At 52.0% G+C, this 2,656-nt stretch carries 3 protein-coding genes; 1 reads left to right on the top strand and 2 read right to left on the bottom strand.

Translation table 11 applies throughout. From position 1 onward, the window contains the following. A partial coding sequence (locus tag M3N55_RS16615; RefSeq protein ID WP_249060960.1) for a transposase occupies positions 1-175 on the top strand: 175 nt, incomplete at its 5' end. Positions 176-527: 352 nt separating this feature from the next. Here the strand turns inward: M3N55_RS16615 and M3N55_RS16610 are convergent. Continuing rightward, positions 528-2,423, bottom strand: coding sequence for a protein NO VEIN domain-containing protein (locus tag M3N55_RS16610; protein ID WP_249060973.1), 1,896 nt, complete (start codon positions 2,421-2,423; stop codon positions 528-530). Between the two features lie 58 nt (positions 2,424-2,481). Continuing rightward, on the bottom strand, positions 2,482-2,656 hold a 175-nt coding region (locus tag M3N55_RS16605; protein WP_249060881.1), incomplete at its 5' end, for a transposase.

The following is a 2,656-nucleotide window of genomic DNA, read 5'->3' as shown; positions in this document are numbered from 1 at the left end:
TGTCGAGCGCTACAACCGGACGGTTCGGCATGAATGGCTGGACCAATACATCATCGAAAGCATCGAGGAGGCACAGGATCAAGCCACGAAATGGCTATGGACTTACAACAACGACCGTCCCAACATGGGCATCGGCGGCATCACACCCGCCATGAAATTGAAAATGGCCGCGTAAATTCTACGGATGCACCCTGTTAAAAATGGGGAGATTACCCCCATAGCTGGAAATGGGTGTCGTGGCTCATAAGGGGGTACCACCGGGGTGGGGTCAGCAAATCGGGCAAATATTTTTGATGATGGGGGCCTGAGCGGTTTAGCAACGTAAGTCTAGTGGTGCATCCGTTAGGGAACGTTTAGGGGAACTTTGGCCCCATATCGAAATTTTATTAATAAAATCAGGACTTTGTGGCGGAGGGAACGGGACCCCCGTCTAACCTTCTCCATACTGAGTAGTCACCAAAGACGAAAGAAGGCGGCAACACAAACAAGGTAGTCTCAAAATTTGCGCCTGCATATCGCACACGGGTCTAAATCGCATCAGCATCTTTCGAAGTAGCTTCATTCGCTCGTAATAACTCGTAAATTTTCCTTGCCAAGACACTATCGACAATCAGCTCGCGCGAAACGCGAAGCGCGATAGACTGTGAGGCGGGATTTCTTACAACGGTAAGCTGTGCGCGCTCACGTTTTTCGTCCGCAAAGCTTATACGATATACATAATAGCGATCACCGGTTTCCTCTGCCATCTTCCACTCATTAGGAGTGAATCTGACAGTTCCCGATTTCGCCTCAATAAACCGCTCAACCAGTTCAATCCTTTGGGGATCGTTCATGAAGGCGTCTCGGTCGACCTCAGAGCGAAAACTTAAACAGTCACATCCGTATGCGCCGGAGCCGACTAGGTTTGCGACAAGTAGAGGAACGCGACCTCGGCTTTTCTCAAATGCAACGGACCAATGCTCCGCGTCGGCAGCCCGATCGACATCAGAACTACGTCCTGCCAGCGGGCCAGTACCTCCAGTAACTCGAACCTTAATATCGTCGGTGCGCTCGCGACTCGATACTCCACCAGTACCGGCTGCCAATGCCGTGGCCGTAAGCCTAAGCTCACTGCGCACGGCTTCTGCTGCGCGGTCTGGCTCCTCTTCTAGTGCTGCATCTTGGTCTGTTTCCGCCAAATCTGCTTCAACCGGAGAACCACTCAGATCATCCTCACTTTCCGCTCTTACGAGGGCTTGCGCGAGGGTATCAGCGTCAACTGAAATTGTCGGACCTGTGGGCTCAATAAAACCAATACCTGACTTTACGGCCTCTTGCTCCGCTTCGTTTAAGGCAGGAAGCGCTCGCAACAAGTGCGTCATTCGTAGACTCTGCGTCGACGCCGTTAGAAGAGTAGTAAAATCGCTCCCAGCCTGAAGTTCGAAAAGCTCTGCGATCCCGTCTGAAATTGCATGTAAGCCAAGATCGAAATTTTCATCATCATGAAGACTTGGGTCAATTGTCACTGTGAGTTCGTGACCAGTCGAAACAAGACTGTGTTTAAACGGTTCAAGATCATCAATGATTGTTTCGCCGCCAGCCTCTAGCTCCATCTCAGCTCTCAGCGCAATTACGAGCCTAAGAGACTTCAACCGGCGAAGGGAAGCTTGATCTGGAGAAAGGTGATTTCGAAGAGCAAGTATAAACGGCTTTGTTTGTTCGAACCTGGCAAACAAGGCGTCTGCCACCACGCCATCGGCTTGTTCCACGGATCGCAAGCGAATGTTCATGCTATCCTTACGCAGTGCGGGTATACCGAAGCGTGCGGCTACTTGAGTTGCGTTGCGCCTGGAAGGCAAATCAACGAGCTTAAGGTGGCTCCGTACTGCTTTCGGTAAATCGTCGCGATGAGCATAATATGTCTCTTGCCGAGCACCCCAGTCTCGCCCGTCTTGAGTGAGTATCGGCACTTGACCTTTTTGCAAAAACGTCTCGCGGTCGGCGCCGCCTCTTTCAGGATCAAAAGAACCTCGCTCGAGAAGCTGAAGTAGAAACCGGCTTGCGAGTTCAAGCGGAATCCCTCTGGTGGGTAGATCTAGCAACATCCGATAGATTTGATCCTCAGGAATGTCACTTAAGTCCCGCACCACCCCAGCACGTTCTAGGCCACGCCGCCACAATGGACCGACCAAGCCGAAGCGCTCATCATCTTGGGGCGTCGGTGGTTGCGGCACTTGAAAGAGCGAAGCAAGTGCGCCCGGTGCGATCATTACATCTTGGGGTGCATGAAGCTGTTCGTCCAAACAGAGAAGCCATTCACCGCGCTTGACGATCTCTCGAAGAACGTCAGGTAGCGGACCATTGTACGGGCGAAAGCCTGCATTTGCGCTGCTGCGGCCTCTCAATAAAACCTTAAAATGCAGGGCTGAATCCAGCGGGTCCATCCGCTCATCAAGGGAAAGCGGTAATCTCCCCATTTTTAACAGGGTGCATCCGTAGAATTTACGCGGCCATTTTCAATTTCATGGCGGGTGTGATGCCGCCGATGCTCATGTTGGGACGGTCGTTGTTGTAAGTCCATAGCCATTTCGTGGCTTGATCCTGTGCCTCCTCGATGCTTTCGATGATGTATTGGTCCAGCCATTCATGCCGAACCGTCCGGTTGTAGCGCTCGACA

The organism is Roseinatronobacter domitianus, assembly GCF_023336755.1.
Lineage (GTDB): Bacteria > Pseudomonadota > Alphaproteobacteria > Rhodobacterales > Rhodobacteraceae > Roseinatronobacter > Roseinatronobacter domitianus.
This window is presented reverse-complemented; position numbering and strand designations above follow the sequence as displayed.

What these genes read in the sequence shown, in the direction of transcription:
- M3N55_RS16610 (WP_249060973.1), bottom strand. Translation starts at nt 2,423, where the DNA reads ATGGACCCGCTGGATTCAGCCCTGCATTTTAAGGTTTTATTGAGAGGC.